Origin of the sequence: Paenibacillus sp. FSL R5-0475 (genome assembly GCF_038004585.1) — a bacterium.
Taxonomy (GTDB): domain Bacteria; phylum Bacillota; class Bacilli; order Paenibacillales; family Paenibacillaceae; genus Paenibacillus_AQ.
In genome coordinates this window covers 2013377-2031311 of sequence record NZ_JBBORK010000001.1, presented here as the reverse complement: position 1 = coordinate 2031311, position 17935 = coordinate 2013377, and the positions used below count along the sequence as shown (strand labels likewise).

Annotated in this window: 16 protein-coding genes and 1 pseudogene; 3 read left to right on the top strand and 14 right to left on the bottom strand. The window is 43.6% G+C overall.

Annotated features, from left to right (window positions below):
• Window positions 1–9 precede the first annotated feature (9 nt).
• From MKX41_RS08865 to MKX41_RS08850, 4 genes are all read right to left on the bottom strand, one after another.
• Entirely contained in the window at window positions 10–957 is a 948-nt protein-coding gene (locus tag MKX41_RS08865) for an ABC transporter permease (RefSeq protein WP_042188436.1), read from the bottom strand.
• 350 nt (window positions 958–1307) lie between these two features.
• A complete protein-coding gene (locus tag MKX41_RS08860) occupies window positions 1308–1457 on the bottom strand; it encodes a hypothetical protein (protein WP_231573272.1) in 150 nt (49 codons plus the stop codon).
• 18 nt (window positions 1458–1475) lie between these two features.
• Window positions 1476–2057, bottom strand: coding sequence for a TetR/AcrR family transcriptional regulator (locus MKX41_RS08855; RefSeq protein ID WP_076283687.1), 582 nt, complete (start codon window positions 2055–2057; stop codon window positions 1476–1478).
• A 93-nt stretch (window positions 2058–2150) separates the two neighbouring features.
• Window positions 2151–3161 (bottom strand): fumarylacetoacetate hydrolase family protein, encoded by a 1011-nt coding sequence (locus MKX41_RS08850; RefSeq protein WP_340969691.1) that lies wholly within the window; start codon window positions 3159–3161, stop codon window positions 2151–2153.
• 155 nt (window positions 3162–3316) lie between these two features.
• On the opposite strand from MKX41_RS08850, the gene MKX41_RS08845 reads away from it, so the two are divergent.
• Window positions 3317–4339, top strand: coding sequence for an MBL fold metallo-hydrolase (locus MKX41_RS08845; protein ID WP_076299837.1), 1023 nt, complete (start codon window positions 3317–3319; stop codon window positions 4337–4339).
• Window positions 4340–4502: 163 nt separating this feature from the next.
• Here the strand turns inward: MKX41_RS08845 and MKX41_RS08840 are convergent, their stop codons facing one another.
• From MKX41_RS08840 to MKX41_RS08830, 3 genes are all read right to left on the bottom strand, one after another.
• Window positions 4503–5327, bottom strand: a complete 825-nt coding sequence (locus MKX41_RS08840) for a hypothetical protein (RefSeq protein ID WP_340969689.1) — start codon at window positions 5325–5327, stop codon at window positions 4503–4505.
• Between the two features lie 85 nt (window positions 5328–5412).
• Window positions 5413–6006 (bottom strand): RNA polymerase sigma factor, encoded by a 594-nt coding sequence (locus MKX41_RS08835; protein WP_042188431.1) that lies wholly within the window; start codon window positions 6004–6006, stop codon window positions 5413–5415.
• A gap of 283 nt (window positions 6007–6289) precedes the next feature.
• A complete protein-coding gene (locus MKX41_RS08830; protein ID WP_269321747.1) occupies window positions 6290–6412 on the bottom strand; it encodes a hypothetical protein in 123 nt (40 codons plus the stop codon).
• A gap of 58 nt (window positions 6413–6470) precedes the next feature.
• Here MKX41_RS08830 and MKX41_RS08825 point away from each other — a divergent pair, with 58 nt between their 5' ends.
• On the top strand, window positions 6471–6998 hold the full coding sequence (locus MKX41_RS08825) for a DUF1036 domain-containing protein (RefSeq protein ID WP_042188430.1): 528 nt from the start codon (window positions 6471–6473) through the stop codon (window positions 6996–6998).
• A gap of 68 nt (window positions 6999–7066) precedes the next feature.
• On the opposite strand, the gene cydC is transcribed toward MKX41_RS08825, so the two are convergent.
• The 6 genes from cydC to MKX41_RS08795 all read right to left on the bottom strand — a co-directional run bounded on the left by cydC (window position 7067) and on the right by MKX41_RS08795 (window position 16371).
• Entirely contained in the window at window positions 7067–8794 is a 1728-nt protein-coding gene (gene cydC, locus MKX41_RS08820) for a thiol reductant ABC exporter subunit CydC (protein ID WP_340969685.1), read from the bottom strand.
• Window positions 8791–10590: a thiol reductant ABC exporter subunit CydD gene (gene cydD, locus MKX41_RS08815; RefSeq protein WP_445671342.1), complete on the bottom strand. Its 1800-nt coding sequence runs from the start codon at window positions 10588–10590 to the stop codon at window positions 8791–8793. Before cydD ends, cydC begins: the two co-directional genes overlap by 4 nt.
• Window positions 10591–10691: 101 nt before the next feature.
• On the bottom strand, window positions 10692–11708 hold the full coding sequence (locus tag MKX41_RS08810; protein WP_042188427.1) for a cytochrome d ubiquinol oxidase subunit II: 1017 nt from the start codon (window positions 11706–11708) through the stop codon (window positions 10692–10694).
• A complete protein-coding gene (locus tag MKX41_RS08805) occupies window positions 11705–13069 on the bottom strand; it encodes a cytochrome ubiquinol oxidase subunit I (protein ID WP_076283693.1) in 1365 nt (454 codons plus the stop codon). The genes MKX41_RS08810 and MKX41_RS08805 overlap by 4 nt, the downstream gene beginning before the upstream one ends.
• A 540-nt stretch (window positions 13070–13609) precedes the next feature.
• Window positions 13610–14461 (bottom strand): GNAT family N-acetyltransferase, encoded by an 852-nt coding sequence (locus MKX41_RS08800; protein WP_076283694.1) that lies wholly within the window; start codon window positions 14459–14461, stop codon window positions 13610–13612.
• A gap of 62 nt (window positions 14462–14523) precedes the next feature.
• Window positions 14524–16371, bottom strand: coding sequence for a hypothetical protein (locus tag MKX41_RS08795; protein ID WP_340969680.1), 1848 nt, complete (start codon window positions 16369–16371; stop codon window positions 14524–14526).
• Between the two features lie 196 nt (window positions 16372–16567).
• On the opposite strand from MKX41_RS08795, the gene MKX41_RS08790 reads away from it, so the two are divergent.
• Complete coding sequence (locus MKX41_RS08790; RefSeq protein ID WP_179086711.1) at window positions 16568–17086, top strand: TetR/AcrR family transcriptional regulator; 519 nt, start codon at window positions 16568–16570, stop codon at window positions 17084–17086.
• Window positions 17087–17251: 165 nt separating this feature from the next.
• On the opposite strand, the pseudogene MKX41_RS32295 reads toward MKX41_RS08790, so the two are convergent.
• Window positions 17252–17812: pseudogene (locus tag MKX41_RS32295) on the bottom strand (chitinase N-terminal domain-containing protein); the annotation flags it as partial.
• Window positions 17813–17935 lie beyond the last annotated feature (123 nt).

The following is a 17935-nucleotide window of genomic DNA, read 5'->3' as shown; positions in this document are numbered from 1 at the left end:
ATAACCACCTCACCAAATTTGCCCATCGAATTTTTTGGCGAGCTTATTCGCTGCCAACACTAAAACAAATCCGATGACCGCTTTAAACAATCCCACAGCAGTAGCCAAGCCAATCTTAAGTCGCTCGAGCCCTTCACGGTATACCCATGTGTCGATAATGTCGATCTTCTCCTGATTAAAGCTGTTGGCAAACATGAATATTTGGTCAAAACCAGCATCCAGAATATGGCTTAATTTAAGGATCAGCATCAGAATCATCACGCCTCGAATGCCGGGAAGTGTTACATGCCATAGCTGTCTCCATTTGGAAGCGCCATCAATTCTAGCCGCTTCATATAAGCTTGGATCGATTCCTGCTAGTGCTGCAAGGTACAATATCGCTCCCCATCCAATATCCTTCCATATTTCAGATAAGATGATCAGCAGTCTGCCCCAGGCAGGTTCCGTTAGGAATGAGATGGGTTCAACTCCAGCTTCCTTCAAAATCATGTTAAAAAGACCATCCCCTGGGGCTAATAATGCCACCATCATTCCATAAACAATGACCCATGATAGAAAGTGGGGTAAATAAGTGATCGTTTGTACGATTTTCTTAAACCATTGGGTATAAACTTCATTGAGCAGCAAAGCAAGTATGATAGGAGCTGAGAAACCGAACAATAGCTTATACAGCGATATGATTATCGTATTTCTCATGATGTCCCAGAAATAAACGCCGTTCATAAAATCTGTAAAATTTCTAAATCCCACCCATGGACTATCCCATAGTCCCAATGCTAGGTTATAGTTTTTAAAAGCAATAATGATTCCCGCCATAGGAACGTATTTGAAAACGGCAAAGTAAAGTAATGCCGGGAACAAGAGAGCGTACATCACTTTATACTTTTTTATCGTTCTTATCCATGAATTTCGCTTTTTGGTGAGGGGAATGGCGTCCGCTGCCAATTTTGCTTGCATATCATCACCTCGTCTTTATTTATATTTGTATAATAGCATCCCACTACCCGAATAAATTTCTGTGATTTCAAGAATTTCTTATAAGATTTTAAGTAAGTACAGCCTTGGATAATTCCAATACAATAGGCATGATTGTCTTGATTTAAAGCTGTACAATAACTCTGACTCGAAAGTTTGAGTATAGACCAAATACAATCCTGAGGTCCCAAACAAAAAAAGCCCTAGAAAAAATTGGGCTTAATTCAATGAGACATGTTTTTTATATAATGCATCCACGTATTTTATTTTCCATTACTAAAAACTACATTCATGAGCAAAAAAGGCTTCCTCCAGCGTGGAAGGATTACCTTTTACTTCTCCAATGTTCCATCAGCAACGATTGTTCCATGCTTAATAATCATCACATCATCAACCGTCGCTGCATGCTCTTCCATTAGATGAATGGATAGTAACACCGAGTTTCCAGCTTCAGCCCGTTCTCGTAAGTTTAGACTTCTCATTAAATAAATCAATAGTGCTTATGACTGAGCCAAAATTCCTTTAACAAACAATGAGACACTGTGCTTGTAGAACTCTTCCTCGGTGACGAGTTGGGATTGATATTGCCGGTGAATCAGCTCGCTCATCTGAAATCCGTAGCACATCGAGAGAAAAGACATTGCGACAAGACGCTCATCCTGTCTGGCTATAACTTTTTTATTCTGCAAGCGTTGAAAATATTCAACCAGCAAGGAGTGAAGCTTCGCCGGCGGATCGGCTAGCACTCTGTCTAATTCGGGAAGCATTCCTTTGTCGCGGATGCCAATCAAAATGATGTCCGCATTTTTATGGAAAAACATACGGTACTGCTGGCTTACATTCAGCAGATCAACTTCCGGATTATCGGTCGCGTCCTCTTTTAACAGCTTCTCAAATTGCGGGATATCCGAATGTCTTTCAATGATGGCTTCCAATATGCCTTGCTTGCTTCCAAATTGCCGAAAAATCGTAGATTCATTGACTTTAGCTTCCGTTGCAATGGCTTTGGTGCTTACTCCCCGATAGCCATTCTTTTTGATGAGCTGTGTCGCGGCTTCAATGATTCTGTCTGAAGTTTGCATTGTACTTCTCCTTTTGCATATGTTAATCCTATTCTACTACAAGTTTTGCATATGCAGCAGGGTCGGGGTTCATCATTTTGATAAACGTTTTTTTTAAGGCAAATCACTTCTTTTTTCCCAGCGGCTTGGTTCCGTAATCTTGACATGATCAGGCACCAATTGCGTGAGCGTGCCTAATTTATCAAATGTAATCTGGATTCGGTCAGAGGGCAACAGCCATTCTTCGGTCTCGATTGCGCAGCAATCCGGTATCGTCCCCATTCCTATAATTGTGCCCGGGAGTGGCGTGAAAACTTTGAGAACCTCCTCCATCACTTTTGCAGGGTGTGCAGAATACTCGGATGTGCTTCCCTTCCAGTGCAGTCTCTCCCCGATGCGTACATCCACATCCAGTGCCAGCGGGTTGTCGATTTCATCCGGCGTTACCAGAAATGGTCCTATTCCTTTGCTTCGATCGAAATCTTTGCAGCGCGTCGGTCCGGTCATCGCCTGGAAATCCGGCCACTGCACATCGCGGACAGTACTGTCGTTAAAAATAACATAACCTGCAATGCAGTTCCCCTTCCCTGTAACAAAGGCCAGCTCCGGCTCGATATCCAGGTAGGAAGAGTACGAAGGCCAATGAATCGTATCCCCATCGCCAATTAATGCATTATGGTTACACTTATAATAACTGAAAGTTACTTTATTCAGATCTTGCTGGAATTTTTCGGAAATTTTACGTGTAAGCTCTTCTCTTTCCGGCCCTGTATATTCTCTTTGCAGCAGATTTACGCCAGCATTTCTCAGATGTCTTGGCGTCAGCCCGAAATCGATAAGCGCAGCCGGATTCGGAACCGGCGGTAGCAGGTTTACCGCTGCAATCGGGCTGATTTCATTTTCATTGAATTGATGCAACTGTTCGACAGCATATTGCATCATTTCCTTAGCGGCATCATAACTTGCCGGCAAATAATGAAGATAGCTGTCCATACTTTCAAGACTGTCAACGAATGTTCCCTGCTTTTTCATGATTGCGGCAAAAGACACGACAAATTTCTCGTTAATTACAAGCCCAAACAAAGGTTCCTGGGATATTTTGGTTTGAAAGGTTACTAGCTTCATGTTGCAGCGCCTCCATACATGTAGTGTGATGTTGTTCTGTTACATCATATTACATGGAGCAAATGCATGCAAGTACATGCTTGCAATTATGTTTTCCACTCTCTATAATAAAGGCATGCTTTACCCCAAAAACATATACGCAAAGGAGAATTTTCATGAAGTATGGACGTATTATCCAAAAACCTCGCGTTAAATTTTTTGAAGTCGCAGATGGCGTCTTTGCCGGTATTTCGCCGTATCGCGGGATCAGTTGGGCCAATGCCGGGTTCATCAACAAGGGTGAAGGGCTGGTGTATGACACGTTCTTCGATTTGTTCCATGCACGGGAAATGCGGGAGGCTTTTAAGGAAGTAAGTAACGGTGGCTCTCCCGCATATGTGGTGAACTCGCACTATAACAGTGATCATGCCTGGGGAAACAAAGTGTTTGAAGATGCTTGCATTATTATGCACAAGGAAGCGTCCAGAGAGCGTCTCACCGAAAATATCGCCTGGATGGATAACGTCATCAGAAGAGGAAAGGATTCTCCGGAATCGACTTCGGGCGAGCGGTTTTTTGCAGCAGAATTTGAAGGATTCGACCTGGAAGGCGTAGAATGGGTGCTCCCGAATATTGAGATAAAGGACGATATCAACATCCGTCTTGGCGATACGGAAGTTATGATTTACAACGTAGCTCCGGCCCACTCTGACAGTGACTTGCTGCTGTGGATGCCTAAAGAAAAAGTGCTGTTCGCCGGCGATGTCGTGTTTAACGGGTGTACGGCATACAGCGAAGAGGGAACCCACAATTGGGTTAAAGTGCTTGACCGCATTATTGATGAAATTAAACCCGAAATCGTTATTCCAGGACATGGCGCCATCTGCGGCCTGGACTTCGTGAAGGAGCAGAGAGACTACCTCCTGAACTTGATCAGCGAGTTCAACAAGCATTACAATGACGAAATTGATGCCTTGTCCCTGACCAAGCAAATTGATATTTCCCGCTTCCTTCATTGGATTCAGCCAGAACGCTTGTATGTTACAGTGGATATCCTATTGAAAAGCAAACGAGGGTTACCCCCCTTTCCAATTTGGAACGAAGTGCCTGCTAAGCTGGAAGACATGAAAGCTTTTTTGGCTGGAAAATATGGCAATCAGATCAAGCCATGGGACCCTATGAGTGTTTGGCAAGAATAGCAATTTACAGCTAACCTATGAAAAACAAAAAACGGCCCTGTCGCAAACGATGCGAACAGCGGCCGTTTTTTTGAATTGTTCAACGGAATTAAATGGGCGCTTAGAACCGATTATGATCAACCCCAACTAGATTTGGAGAAGATTCCCGTTGTTTTAATATTTATTATTCCAAATAGCCTTTTGCAATTTTCATCAAAGTTTCTTTGCTTACTTTATTTATGTCTCCACGTAAAGTATAGGCGTATTTCACCTTTTTGTCTGGGCTCTCGTATACCCATTTCAGCTCGTGCGTCTGCGAAGGAGCAAATTCTGTATGCAGCATTTCTACTCCCTTCACTTGAACCTTCTCCTGCTTAAATTCAACCTTCTCGTCAATATACATTGTAGGATCGCTCTTTCCACTCAGATTAGTGATATTAACCCCGATTTTATCTTCGCCATTTTGATACGTAGCAAAGAGAAGGAAAAACTGATCTGTCATTTCAACCGGCATCATGGCATATCCCTGATTGGATTCTTCCGCCTGCTTTCTCAGCTTTTCTGCCATTTTCTTTTTTTCTTCCGAAGAAGGAGGATTCACTTCCTGAGCATTTTTAAAGATTACGTCCGCCTTTTGGAATGTATAATTTCCATTGACTTTGTCTGCGATCTTAATGGATTTATCCGTAATCTTATCTCTCAATTGAGAAAGATCTTGGAAGATAGTCACCTTCGTTCCAAGAATTGTTTCATGATTCGGATTATTGGCAACCATATAGAACAGCCCAGCTTCCCCGTTCTTTAGCACCTTATCCTTAAGTTCATAAAATGCCTTGTAACGCTCTATCTCATCTTTCGATTCTGCTTTTCCGTAATCTTTCGTCGATTTAGTCTCATATACGACTTCGCCATCCTTATTCGTCAAAGAATGATATTGAACTGCCGCATAACCTGTGGAGGCCATTAACATCATCCCTACACACGCAGTCAAAACAACTTTATATTTCATAAAAAACCTCTCCTTTTCTTTTGGCTTAGCATGTAATATTCTCATTACTTTTCCTGTCAAGTCGGCGTCGGGAATGCGCGGGTCATCAAACAGTCTTTTCAAATCCCGATCCCTGTCCATATTCATACACTCCCACTCCCTTCACTTGAGCATAATACTTTCGAAATTTTGCAGATGCACGTTCGTATTTTTTACGAAGGCTGGCACTGTTTTTGCCGAGAATCAATCCGATCTCCTGGTAGCTTTTATCCTCGACACAACGTAAGATTAACAAATTACGCTCTTCCGCCGATAATTTTGCCATGGCTTGATGTACGGATTCATCAAAATAGTTGGCTTCAATATGCAAGTCGACTTCATTATTTTCTTTCTCATCCTGGTAAAAGAAAGGCAAATATTTCACCAACTTTCGCTTACGGATGATGTCGATACATTGATGGTAGGCAATCTTGTATACCCAGGCGCCAAAATCTATTTGATATTGGGTATATTTCTTCAAGGTGCGGAATGTCTTCAAAAATACTTCCTGTGCGTTATCCTCGGCTTCGGCGTAATTGCCCAGCATATGATAACAGTAGAGAAAAATCGGTTTTTGATAAACCTCCATGATTTTTTCGAATTTTTCTGTGTCCCCATCCAACACATCTGCAATGATCTGACTTAACTCCGTATCATTCAAGCTGTCTCCCCCCCTTTCACTCTATACAACGAAGAGCTCGACCCAAAATGTGACAGCAATTGTTTATGTATTAAGCCATAGCTAATTACTTCAAAGAGTATGCCATCATAAACCTTAGGAATATCATAACTTTGTATCACCTCATTTTCTGTAGTAGATTCAAAGAAAAAACGAATTTTGGTGTTTACCTAAATCTTATATAAAAAACGAAAGGTGCCCTAAACAGCCATAAAATGGCTTTCGGGACACCGCAAGGAATTAATCAGTATTTTGTTTTAGATATTCATCTAGGTACGATTGGTGAAATGAAACTGTAATAAGTAGTTCTTAGCACTTCATAAATCCAGATCGTCAGTTTACTCATGAGCAGCCCAATCGATTCGAAATTGTTTCTCTTGATGTCCATTTCCTTCTCCTATTAAACTGCATACTTTATTCTATTAACAAGAAGGGAGCTGAATGCAATGGGACTTAGTTTTCGTAACAATACGAGTTTAACTGTATATGTTGCCTTCGCATATTACTCCTCTGCAAGCTGTAATCAGGGCTCTAACCCCTTGATACCTTGGCCCAGCTGGTATGAAGCGGTAGGTTGGTACACAATAAATCCAGGTCAAACGGTAGAGGTATTGAGTGGGGCAGTCAACAATCGAGAGATATATTACTATGCTGAATCTACAGATAGGAGTCTTGTATGGTCAGGTGTTAACTATCTTACTCTACCGCAAAATGCTTTCAAACTTTGTGGTGGCGCAGGTTACTGTGATGCTCCGCTTTGTAGAAGGCTAGGATTGAGAAAAATCAGTATTGGTAACTTCAGAAATTACACAGTTAATATTGTATCTAGTAATACTCAAAGTCAATCTAAGTTTTTAAATGTCAACACGGCAGTTCCTGGTAAAAATAAGAATGTTGGCCGGAGTACCTCTCCTATTAAAGGTCTTCGAGTTGTACGGCCTGCTGCTGGCAGAAAATCTATCTCGAAACGTTAGACGTAAAAATGCAGAAACAGTCTTGGGCTTTCCTATTCAGTTCAAGACTGTTTCTACTTTTCAAATCTTCACACTCCAACTTCTCCGATCATTTGCTGTTCGATTTGTTTCATCTCATAAAAATAGCCTTTTTGCCCCATCAACTCCGAATAGGAACCCGTTTCGACTACCTTGCCTTGGTCCATGACCACAATTCGGTCCATCTCTTCCAATCCGGTTAGCCGATGACAAATCAAGAGAAGCGTATCATTAGCCGCCTGTGCGTAGAGATGCTTCAAAACGTGATGCTCTGTCACATAATCCAGCGATGAAGTTGGTTCGTCCAGAAGCCATACCCGTCCTTTGCGGAGCATCGCTCGCGCCAGAGCCAACCGCTGCTTCTCGCCGTCTGACAGATTCTCTCCTTTTTCATACACCATATCGGTCAACGATGTATCGGGCAGCTGCATTTTAGCTAGCACATCCAACAATTGTTCGTCAGTATGTTCTTCTCCATTCAGCAGCAGGTTGTCCCGGATCGTTCCCCGGAAAAAATGACTTTGCTGAAACACTACATTAGCCGTTTGCCAAATGCTCGTCTCATCCAGTTCCTTCACCGAAGTACCGTTTAATCGTATATCTCCAGCCGTTGGTGTTCGCAGTTTGAGCAGCAATTCGATAATTGTTGATTTTCCTGACCCACTCGGCCCGACAATCGCCGTTTTGGAGCCAGGTATAATGTGCAGGGACACATCCCTGAGCGCCGGTCTCCACTCCCCATCATATTGAAACGTAACATCGGATAGTTCCATCGTAACAGCATGATCAACAGACAATGTGCCACTTGGCTGCGAGGACTGCTCATCAAAGGTCTGAACTGTTTCCGTCAGTCGTTTGGCTGCGTGTTCGCTGTCCTCTTTATACGCGGGTAATGTGGCCATAGCCGTCGCTTCTTCAAATACGGTTTGTGATGCCATAACCAACATGGCAAGAAATACGCCTGCAAGCGCTCCTTCCATAATTAAATAGGCGCCGAGCGTCAGCACTCCCCAGGAAACGAGAAACGTAACAAAAGTGTGCATCGATTGCCCGCGCAACAAGTGCCCGGCTGCTCGTTGCTGTTCAGTTGCCAATACAGCGGAAGCGTGCTGAAGCTGTTCCTCCCGTTGTGCCAATTGACCGTATACTTTCAAATCCCGGAAACCGTACAACACTTCGGTAACTTCCGTAGATAGCTGCGCCCTCTGCTCACGAACGCGTCCATGTATTCTCCGCTGCCCGAGTAACACAATTCCCGGTACAACGAATGCCGTTATCAGCATACCTAGTACAAACAAAACGGCAATCCAGATCGAAAAGGTAGAAGTAAACAGCACCGTAGCCAAAAACACCATAACGACCATGATCGGAGGATAAGCGACTCGCAAGAAATAATTTTGTAAACTTTCGACATCCCCAACGATCCGCGCAAGCAAATCCCCGCTTCGATTTTTGTTCAATATACCAGGCGTTAAAGGAATAAGCTTGGCAAAAAAGGATGTACGTAAACGGCTAAGCATGGAGAATGTCGCCCGGTGAGAATATAAGCGTTCTCCATAACGACTCGCCGCCCGAAGCAGACCAAGCAGTTTGACCATCGAGGTGAGTACAATTAAAGTATAAAGCGGTGGCGCAAATACCGTTTGCGAAATTAGATACCCGCTCGCAGAAAAGAGTGCCACACCGGCTATGCCGGCGATAAATCCACCCAAAATCGAAAGAATGATATCCTTACGCTCCTGAATCATCGCCTTTGACAGAACGGCCAGTTCATTCATGAGGATATCCCCCCTTTCCGCTCTACATCAATCATCTCGGCATATTGAGGCAGGCGCCCCAGAAGCTCTTCATGCCGTCCGGAGTCCACCAACACTCCATTGTCCATAAACAAAATCTTGTCGGCTTGTTGAATCGTATATAATCGGTGAGCCACCGTAATCATCGTAGCCGTTTTTGCCAGTTTGGCTATGGAGCGTTGCAGTACCCGCTCGGTGTGCAAATCCAGTCCAACTGTGGGTTCATCAAACAAAATGATAGCAGGACGCTTCAAAAAAGCGCGTGCTAAGGCAAGCCGCTGCTTTTCCCCACCAGACAGTCCCCTGCCTCCTTCACCAACAAAGGTATCAAATCCATGCTCCAATTGGGCTGTAAGCGCAGTGAGTCCTGCTTCCTCCCCCGCCCGCTCAATTTCTGCCCTGGAGATGCTCCCACGAGCACCAATCGCAATATTTTCAGAAAATGTGCCTGCAAAAATATACGGATGCTGTGTAATGTAGCTAACATGTTCGAACCATTCGGTTTCATCGTATTGCGAGAGTGGACTTCCATTCACCAGAAGCGTTCCAGATTCTGGTTTCAGCAGACCGGCAATGAGATGGAGCAAAGTCGTTTTACCGGAACCACTTTTACCTACAATCGCAATATGTTCTCCCGGTTTAAACTGGATCCGACCCGTCTCAAGCTTGAATGAATCTGGAGCATATTGAAACTGAAGATGATCTATTTCCATGGATGGCGGTACTGAAAGATCATTGGAATTTCCAATTTCTAATTTGCTTCCCCTGTCGACCCTATCCATGCTGTCGATCTCGTTAATTCCATCGGTTGTTAATGCTCCTTCAATGCTATTCGCGTCCCTGCTCTCCCCTGCCGGTTCTTCAAGCATCTGTTCCACCTTACGAACCGCACCCATACTTGTCCGGCCACTGTGAAAGGCCGTTCCCGTATTCTTTAACAGGTTGTAAAACTCGGGAACGAGCAACAACACGAGAAAGGCGGTGTGGAACGTCATAGATTTGAAAACAAGCAATTGGATGGCCAGTTCAAGAGCGACAATGCCAATGCTTAGCATCACGATCGATTCCAGCATGAAGGTATTCGTAAACGCAATCTTCAAAATGCCCATTGTGGCATCACGGTAACTAAGGCTACTGTGTTCAATTTTCTGTTGCTGACGGTGTGCTCGTCCAAATATTTTTAACGTCACCAGCCCTTGAAGAGAATCCAGAAACGTACCTGAAAACTCGGCCAGCTGCGCATATTTTTCTTCGGATTTGTTCTTCGTTTTCAGTCCTACCAAAATCATGAACAGTGGGATAAAAGGAGCTGTAAACAATAGAATGAAACCTGTGTTGGCATGTTGGATAAATGTAACGACCAAAATCAGAATCGGGATGATAGCAGCTTCCATCATTCGCGGCATGTATTGACTGAAATAACTATCAGCCTCATCCACAGCATCAAGAGCAATACTGACCTTGCCTCCCGTCTGTCCACGAAGGGTGGAAGGCATGGAAGCATGGGTCAAGTTTTGCAGCACGGCAGCGCGCATATTTGTCTTGGCGGTGGCAGCCATGTGCAAGCCAACTTTACCGTTTCCATATGACAACAGTGTGCGTGCAGCCATAACAGCCAGAAGAATGCCGAGCAACACGATTACCGATGAAAATGAAGCTCTCTCCACAAAAATCCGTTGGACTGCTTCAGCAAGCAGTCCAGCCTGACTCACAATAGCAGTACCAAGCGCGAGCGAAAGGATCGCGAGGAGGGCCATATTTTTTCTTTGTGAAGACATTTGTTGAGAAATCAGACTGGATTTCCTCGGCACAGATCACACCTCCTTTATATATAGGCTTATAGAGAAACCTCAAACACACCGTAATGGATCAATTAGCTTTATTTTTTCCCTTTTACATAATCCGCATCAAATAGGAAGAGCTTGAAGACCAGAATAAGGGATGGGATCAACAGGCACAGACCGCCGATAAACACAACAACTAACGCTAAGCCCATTGCTGGTGAAGTTGCACTGCTCTGAATCGTGATATACGGATCGAGAATATAAGGGTATTGCCCAATCCCATAAGCGAAAAAGGCACAGAAAAATTGCAGCATGATGCATATGAAAGCTAATCCGTAACGGCGTCCGTTATATAAGAGCCACATCGCGATCATGAAGAAAGCAACGGAAAGTGCCAAGAGCCACCATAAATCCATCATATTTTGAAAATGCCGCTCATTGTGTTGACCCAAATAGATAAATGCTGTCAGTGCGAGAATTATCGTCGGTGTGCTCCAAAACAGGGCGTAGTTCCGCATCAGCTTCAACGCGGAATGATCCTCTGCACGAGATGCGTAAAAAGTCAGAAATGAGCCGCTTATGAACAAAACGGACACGATTGCCAGTCCAACGATGCTCCACGATAACGGATTGGTAAACAGCGCCCAGTAATCCAAAGAAACCGTCTCAGCCTGCTTTACAATAAAGCCGCCTTCAGACAAAGTAAGTGCCACTGACAACGAAGCCGGAATAAGCAGACCTGTAGCTCCGTACAAAAAAAGATATACTATATTTTTCTTGGAACCATAATTTTCAAAAGCGTAGAACGAACCGCGAATCGCAAGAAGAATAACTGCAATACTTCCCGGAACAAGCAGCGCGGAGCCATAATAATAGGCTGTGTCCGGAAAAAATCCGACGATGCCAATATAGAAAAAGATAAAAAATACATTTGTAATCTCCCATACGGGTGATAAATATCGGGAAATCAGACGATTAATGAGATGATCCTGCTTCGTCAAACGGGCATAAAAGGCGAAGAATCCCGCTCCGAAATCAATGGAAGCTATAATTAAATAGCCGTACAAGAACAGCCAGAGCACCGAGATGCCAATTATTTCGTAACTCATCATTCAGTGCCCCCCTTTTCCACAGATTGATTAGGATGTTCCTTCATCCATTTCTCCATCTCAACTTCTGCCGGATTATTGTTGAACAAACGTCTTAGCACGATTACACACATACTGCCGAGTACGATGTACAAGAGCAATAAGGCGAAGAATATAATTCTTACATTCGGTGAAGTCGTGGCAGCCTCCTCTACACGCATATATCCACGGATAATCCACGGCTGTCGCCCAACCTCTGCATAAAACCAGCCCAGCTCTACAGCTAGAAACGCGAGCGGTGCGATCAGTGCGATGATGCCAAGCATCCACTTGTTAAGCACATTGCGTTTTTTCCAGAACACAAACAGGAAGTACAGGACCGAAATCGCGAGCAGAGCAAATCCGATTCCAGCCATTAAATCAAACAGGTAGTGAACAAGAAGCGGTGGCCATTCTTCCTTGGGGAATTCCTCCAGCCCCGTTACCTCCGCATTAAAGTCTCCAAAGGCCAGGAAGCTGAGCACTTTCGGCAAATGAAGAGCCCCTATCACTTCATGCTCTGCATTCAGCCATCCCATTAGAACCAAGTCCACACCGCTACCCGTCTCAAAATGCCACTCTGCCGCTGCAAGCTTCTCTGGCTGATGCTCGGCCAAAAACTTGGCGGACACATCACCAGCTAATGTGTTCAGCAAGCTGAACAGCAAAACGACCGCCATCATGAGATTCAAGGATTTTTTGTGGTATGCGGACACTCCTTTTCTCAGCATCGCAAAGGCTGCAATCCCGGCTAACAAGGCAGCTCCTGTCAAATAGGCCGAGCTTAATACATGGAATACCTTGGAGAACGTCGCCGTATTCAGCATCGCTTGCACCGGGTCAATCGCTGTGAATTGGCCCGCTTCCATGACAAAGCCTCCAGGCTGGTTCATGAATCCGTTCACCGTCGTAATAAAAACGGCAGACATGCCTGCCCCGGCGACAATCGGAATCGTCAACAGCCAATGGATATACGGATTTTTAAACCGATCCCACGTATACAAATAAATGCCCAGGAAGATGGCCTCAAAAAAGAACGCGAACACTTCCATGAATAACGGAAGTGCAATAACATTCCCAGCCAGTTTCATAAAATTCGGCCATACCAGGGCTAATTGTAGTGATATGGCTGTACCGGTCACGACACCAACCGCTACAGAAATGACAAATCCCCGAGACCATCTCTTTGCCATAAGTGTATAATGGGGATCCTTTTTGCGGATCCCGATGAACTCTGCAATAGCGATCATTAGCGGTATACCGACGCCAATCGTCGCAAAAATAACGTGGAACCCGAGAGTCAAGCCTGTCACCAGCCTGCTCCATAGCACCGTATCAATTGCCATTCTTTACTGCTCCCTTCAAACGCTGTTCATTTTTCGTCATAACTTGATGCTTATGATTAGGCCGGCTAATTCTGGGGCTGCATTCAATATCAGGTTTAGCAGGGCTCAGCGACATCGTTGCCTGTTCGTTTTAGTATGACGTTCCTCGTTCTTTGCTATGTAAAAAGAGAAAAATTTCACAAAGCAAGAGTTGGCGAGCCTGATTTACCTGATACTGAGCAGTCAAATTAATAACGTGACCTAATGATTAAAATCATCTTATCTTAAATTGCAAGTAATTCAATCACAGATATCTCTTAATCCCTAAATGTTCAAGAAAGGGTCAAATCTTTCTGACAACTCAGTGAATAACATAAAAAGAACCCAAAAGAGCTATTGATTCAATAGCGTATATATGATTTCACAAGTCTCCTCCTACTTCGATGTTAGAAAAAAACAATATTTCCTCATTTTAACCTCTAATATATACCCCCTTCTGCAACAAAAAAAACACTGACTCAAATCATCAGTGTTTTTGAATTAAAGCTAATGTCATCTTCGTCATGACAAATCTTTCTCCATTTCATATTGCTCGATGTATACGTCAAGACCAACACTTTGAAGGAAACGTATAGAATTTGTATCTCTTTTGTCTACATTATTGACGGTGATGATAGAATGTCTCTCTCCCATCCAATGAAATAAGGAACGCCCAAATCCCTGGTTTCTTTCTTCTCGCAAAATACCGAACTGTACAACTGCTCCGTTGGCCGATTTTATTACCGCGTATCCACAAATCTTATTCTCTTCCCTTATCGTGACCACATCGTATAAATGCGGATTTCGTAAAATTGCATGAACAGATTGTTCCCAAGAAGGTTCAAAATTCCAATAAGAATGTACCGATGTCCAATCGAATTCTTCCAGTCGAACCATAGTAATGAATGTATGTCTATGATCGTCCGGAAGGGTGACATCAATACGCCCCTTGAAACAAGCCAATTCTCTATGAATTTGAAATCCTATGGCGGTATACGCTTTTATAGCTTTATCATTCGTTTGAATCACTTCAAGCAAACACTTTTGAATATGAGCTTCTTTAAGGATGGGAAGAGCATGACGATAAATTTGTTCGACTAGCCGTCTCCCTCTATATAAAGGAACGACTCCTGTACCAGTATTAAATGCAGTACTTTCGCCGTTACGATCCCCGATGCCATGCATAACAAATGCAACCAGCTTCTCTTGATCAAAAGCACCAAACGACATCTGATAATTTACTCCCGCACCTGCAAATTTATCAGCTAAATACTCCGAAGAAACATGAAATGGAATTACATAATCGGAGAAGGCTTCGTTAAAGCAAGTTGTAAACTCTTGTAATTCAAGATCCTTAACACTTTTGATCAACATGTAGTTTTTTTCTCCTTTTCTTTTGGTACTAAGTTCTTAATCATCAGCCAATCTCCAATTCATCATTTAGTACGGCCATAGAAAAAAGAATACCCATCTGACTTTCCAAGCTTAGTCGTCTCCGTTCCGTCCACTATCTTGACCGCCTTCAGTAACGATATAATTTGTGTATTCATGAGCTTTGCATCAAATTTGCCCATCTCTCTATCTTCACTATCCACGAGCAGATAGTCGGGCATTGGAATGAAGCCAATCACCGGTATCCCTGCTTCAAATAAAGGCTGACTCTCTCCAAACTCAAACTTGTTATGTCCACGTAATAATACAGTACGTGTGCCGTCGGTGTTTTCAATAGCCTTCAGCCAAATGGCCGCCATCATTTCATTGCCCGCATAGGTATATTCTGTACTTATTTTTCCAGTTGGTCTATAGTGACCCGTATCATCGTCCTTCCACTCCATACTGCCTAAATGCTCAACCGTAATTCCAGCTACAGCTTTTATATGGCCTTTCTTGCCATCCCAGAGCTCTCGATGCCCCTCCATCCAAGTGGAAGTCGCCTGAGAAGATCCTTTGAAATCAGGTAATCTAAAATGGCCTGTCACAAAAGCGAAAATCATCGTACGTTCCGGCTGCTCCTGCTGTAAGTAACGAATCATGGACAGCATGCCCACAGCACCATTTTCCTCCACCACATTTATCCCATCCGTATGGGTATTTATGATAATCGCTTCATCTTTATTTTTCCCGTCAATTTTCACATAAAAGGATTCTGTTGGAGCATTTTTTTGTATTTCCGCTTCTAAAATAACCGTACCTTCTTTGTGCTCCTGGGCTGCACTGATCACCTTTTTCCCTTCCGTTTCATTGACCCAGATCGCAGGAATTCCAGCATAAGCTGTAGTAAAAGGCACATACTGCTTTTCAACCTTATCGTCGGATACCCCTTTCCAGACAACAACAACAGCTTTCACACCCATTTCCTTCGCTTGCTCCAATTTAGCTTCTTTTAAAGCTGTAGTGAGGACTAGATCGCCTTCATTTGGGGCAATTTGGCTTTCCATTGGAGAGGAATCCCGCATGTTCATAACGATCCCACTTGGGAAATTTCTGAAATTCTCAATTTCAATGACAGCAATTTTTCCGCTGGCCTGGTCATACTCACCACGCTTCGTATATACCAGCTCCCCTGTTACCCCATTTTCGTCAGTTTCCCCGGAATAAGGAAAAGCTGAAGAGATATGAATTGACTGCTGATCAATCATTAAAGAGCTGCTCTTTTCTTCCCATCGGTCAAAAGTATAGTGATCACGATAAACTTTCAGCCCCATATCTGTTACCTGTTGCTCCAGCCATGAAATAAATTGATTATGACCCTCAGATCCGGTTGTACGGCTTCCAAAAGAATTCATTACTTCAATATCCTTCAGCATCACTGCTGCAGAATCCAATTTACGTTCATCGATCGTCACAGCCGCATCAGCTGCTAATGCCACAGGTGTTGTAATAGGTTTTGAATAGATTCCAATACCCCAAAGTGCAGTAACGATAAGAGCAGCAATGCTGAATAACACTTTACGAACCACTATCAATGGAGTGACTCTTCTGCGCACCTTTTGTCCAAAGAGTCCTCTCCATATGCCCGCTACGATCAGCAGCAAGATAGAAAGCGCAAGCAGCCAAAATTCTCTTGTCAGTAAGTACAACCCTTCTGCCACCATCGCACTAATTAACACCACATGTAACTTTTCACGCTTCTTTAAAAGTAAAAAAGAGATGCCTAATTCCGCTAACAAAAGGGTAATGGTCACTATCGAGATTACCGTTTCTTTGCCAATGAATACCGTAGCACAAAGTGCTAGGATCAAAAGCAGCCCCGCTGACAATCGTCTATATAAGTTTTCTAACATGACGCCCTCCCATTTTATCTACTACTATTTTGACATTACATTTGTAATGCCTTATGGTTTTAGCATATTGAAAAGACTCATGTAAAACAATAAAACGAACACCAGAATGTACAAACGGAGGGGATATGTCATCTCAAATCATGAATTATACAGTCCGAATACCTCTCAGCATCGTTCCAATAAAGAAACCAACCGTTTGACAAGAGAAGCCATCTGCACGGCATTAGTATACTTGATCCAGGAACAGCCTTTTAACAAAATCACCATCACCGATATTGTGAAGCGTGCAGGGGTCTCTCGAACGGCCTATTACAACAACTATTCCTCCAAGCAAGAGATCCTGGTGGATTTGGTCGATTCGCTTATTTTCGAAATTAATCAAAAACTCTTACCTTACACCAATGAATTAACAGGCAAAGCTAAAGAACCTCAAAAATTTATCAGAGTGCTTTTTGAAGTTGTTTTTCAGCAGCGGAACATCTACAAAGCACTTCAAAGCGCAAAATTTGATGATGTGATTCTGCATTGCTTGAATGAAATGATGCTCTCTACTGCTCACGACAAAAGCGATGAAAATGTGTACCGAATATACTTTAAAGCGGGGGCCCTCTATAATGTTCTCCTCAAATGGATACAATCCGACTTTGCAAAATCCATTGATGAGATGACCAAGATTTGTCTCGATGTATACCAAACACCAATGTCCCAGGAATAAGGGGTATTATCAGCAAAAAAACGTTCACTCATCAATCGATGGGTGAACGTTTCAAGCCTAATCATCTAGCAATATGCAGCTGCGGCAGAAGCCCGAATGCTCAACATGTTGAAGACGCCAATACCACGTGATGTATTGGCGTCTTTGTGATTTAGCGGCTAAGGATTATTGCACGTGTACGGTGATCGTATTACTCGATGTCACGCCAGCTTCGTTCACAAGCTCGCATCGATATTCATACATGCCCGCCGGTAGATCACGGATCTCCGTTACTGCCGATTGCGCTTGAGGTGTCTTATTGGTGAGCGTCTGGGTATCGATGAGCACGCCGTTCTCATAAAGCCGGTACGACGACCCATTTGTTCCCCACCACATGTTCATGCTCACTTTGAAGGTTCCATCCCCATTCCAGTTATCATGTGAGAGAACTGGTTGGCCTGGATCAGCATCGGTCACGCGCACAGTTAGTATGTTGCTTCGCGTGGTACCGAATGCATTTGTCAGTTCAGCGATATAGCGGTACGTACCGTTTGCCTTGTACGTCACGGAGGTGACTGTGGATTGGGCTTGAGGTGATACGTCTTTGAGTGTTTGTGTATCGATGAGTGCATCATTCTCATATAATTTGTAAGTTGTACCGTTGTTTCCCCACCACATGTTCATCTTTACGTCATAAGTTCCGTCCATTAAGCCTGTATCATGGCCGTTATTGCTTGATAGTTCGGGTTTACCGGGACCCCCAGAAGCATTCGCCACGATGTTGCTTACCTCCGCTTTCGCCGTACCCGTGTTCCCTGCTGCATCAACGAATTCGAATGTGAAGATGCCATTCTCCTTAAACGTATAGCT

What these genes read in the sequence shown, in the direction of transcription:
- MKX41_RS08840 (WP_340969689.1), bottom strand. Translation starts at nt 5,327, where the DNA reads ATGAAATATAAAGTTGTTTTGACTGCGTGTGTAGGGATGATGTTAATG.
- MKX41_RS08800 (WP_076283694.1), bottom strand. Translation starts at nt 14,461, where the DNA reads ATGTTGATCAAAAGTGTTAAGGATCTTGAATTACAAGAGTTTACAACT.
- MKX41_RS08825 (WP_042188430.1), top strand. Translation starts at nt 6,471, where the DNA reads ATGGGACTTAGTTTTCGTAACAATACGAGTTTAACTGTATATGTTGCC.
- cydD (WP_445671342.1), bottom strand. Translation starts at nt 10,590, where the DNA reads ATGTCTTCACAAAGAAAAAATATGGCCCTCCTCGCGATCCTTTCGCTC.
- MKX41_RS08855 (WP_076283687.1), bottom strand. Translation starts at nt 2,057, where the DNA reads ATGCAAACTTCAGACAGAATCATTGAAGCCGCGACACAGCTCATCAAA.
- MKX41_RS08865 (WP_042188436.1), bottom strand. Translation starts at nt 957, where the DNA reads ATGCAAGCAAAATTGGCAGCGGACGCCATTCCCCTCACCAAAAAGCGA.
- MKX41_RS08860 (WP_231573272.1), bottom strand. Translation starts at nt 1,457, where the DNA reads ATGAGAAGTCTAAACTTACGAGAACGGGCTGAAGCTGGAAACTCGGTG.
- MKX41_RS08795 (WP_340969680.1), bottom strand. Translation starts at nt 16,371, where the DNA reads ATGTTAGAAAACTTATATAGACGATTGTCAGCGGGGCTGCTTTTGATC.
- MKX41_RS08850 (WP_340969691.1), bottom strand. Translation starts at nt 3,161, where the DNA reads ATGAAGCTAGTAACCTTTCAAACCAAAATATCCCAGGAACCTTTGTTT.
- MKX41_RS08810 (WP_042188427.1), bottom strand. Translation starts at nt 11,708, where the DNA reads ATGATGAGTTACGAAATAATTGGCATCTCGGTGCTCTGGCTGTTCTTG.
- MKX41_RS08830 (WP_269321747.1), bottom strand. Translation starts at nt 6,412, where the DNA reads ATGGACATCAAGAGAAACAATTTCGAATCGATTGGGCTGCTCATGAGT.
- cydC (WP_340969685.1), bottom strand. Translation starts at nt 8,794, where the DNA reads ATGAATGAACTGGCCGTTCTGTCAAAGGCGATGATTCAGGAGCGTAAG.
- MKX41_RS08805 (WP_076283693.1), bottom strand. Translation starts at nt 13,069, where the DNA reads ATGGCAATTGATACGGTGCTATGGAGCAGGCTGGTGACAGGCTTGACT.
- MKX41_RS08845 (WP_076299837.1), top strand. Translation starts at nt 3,317, where the DNA reads ATGAAGTATGGACGTATTATCCAAAAACCTCGCGTTAAATTTTTTGAA.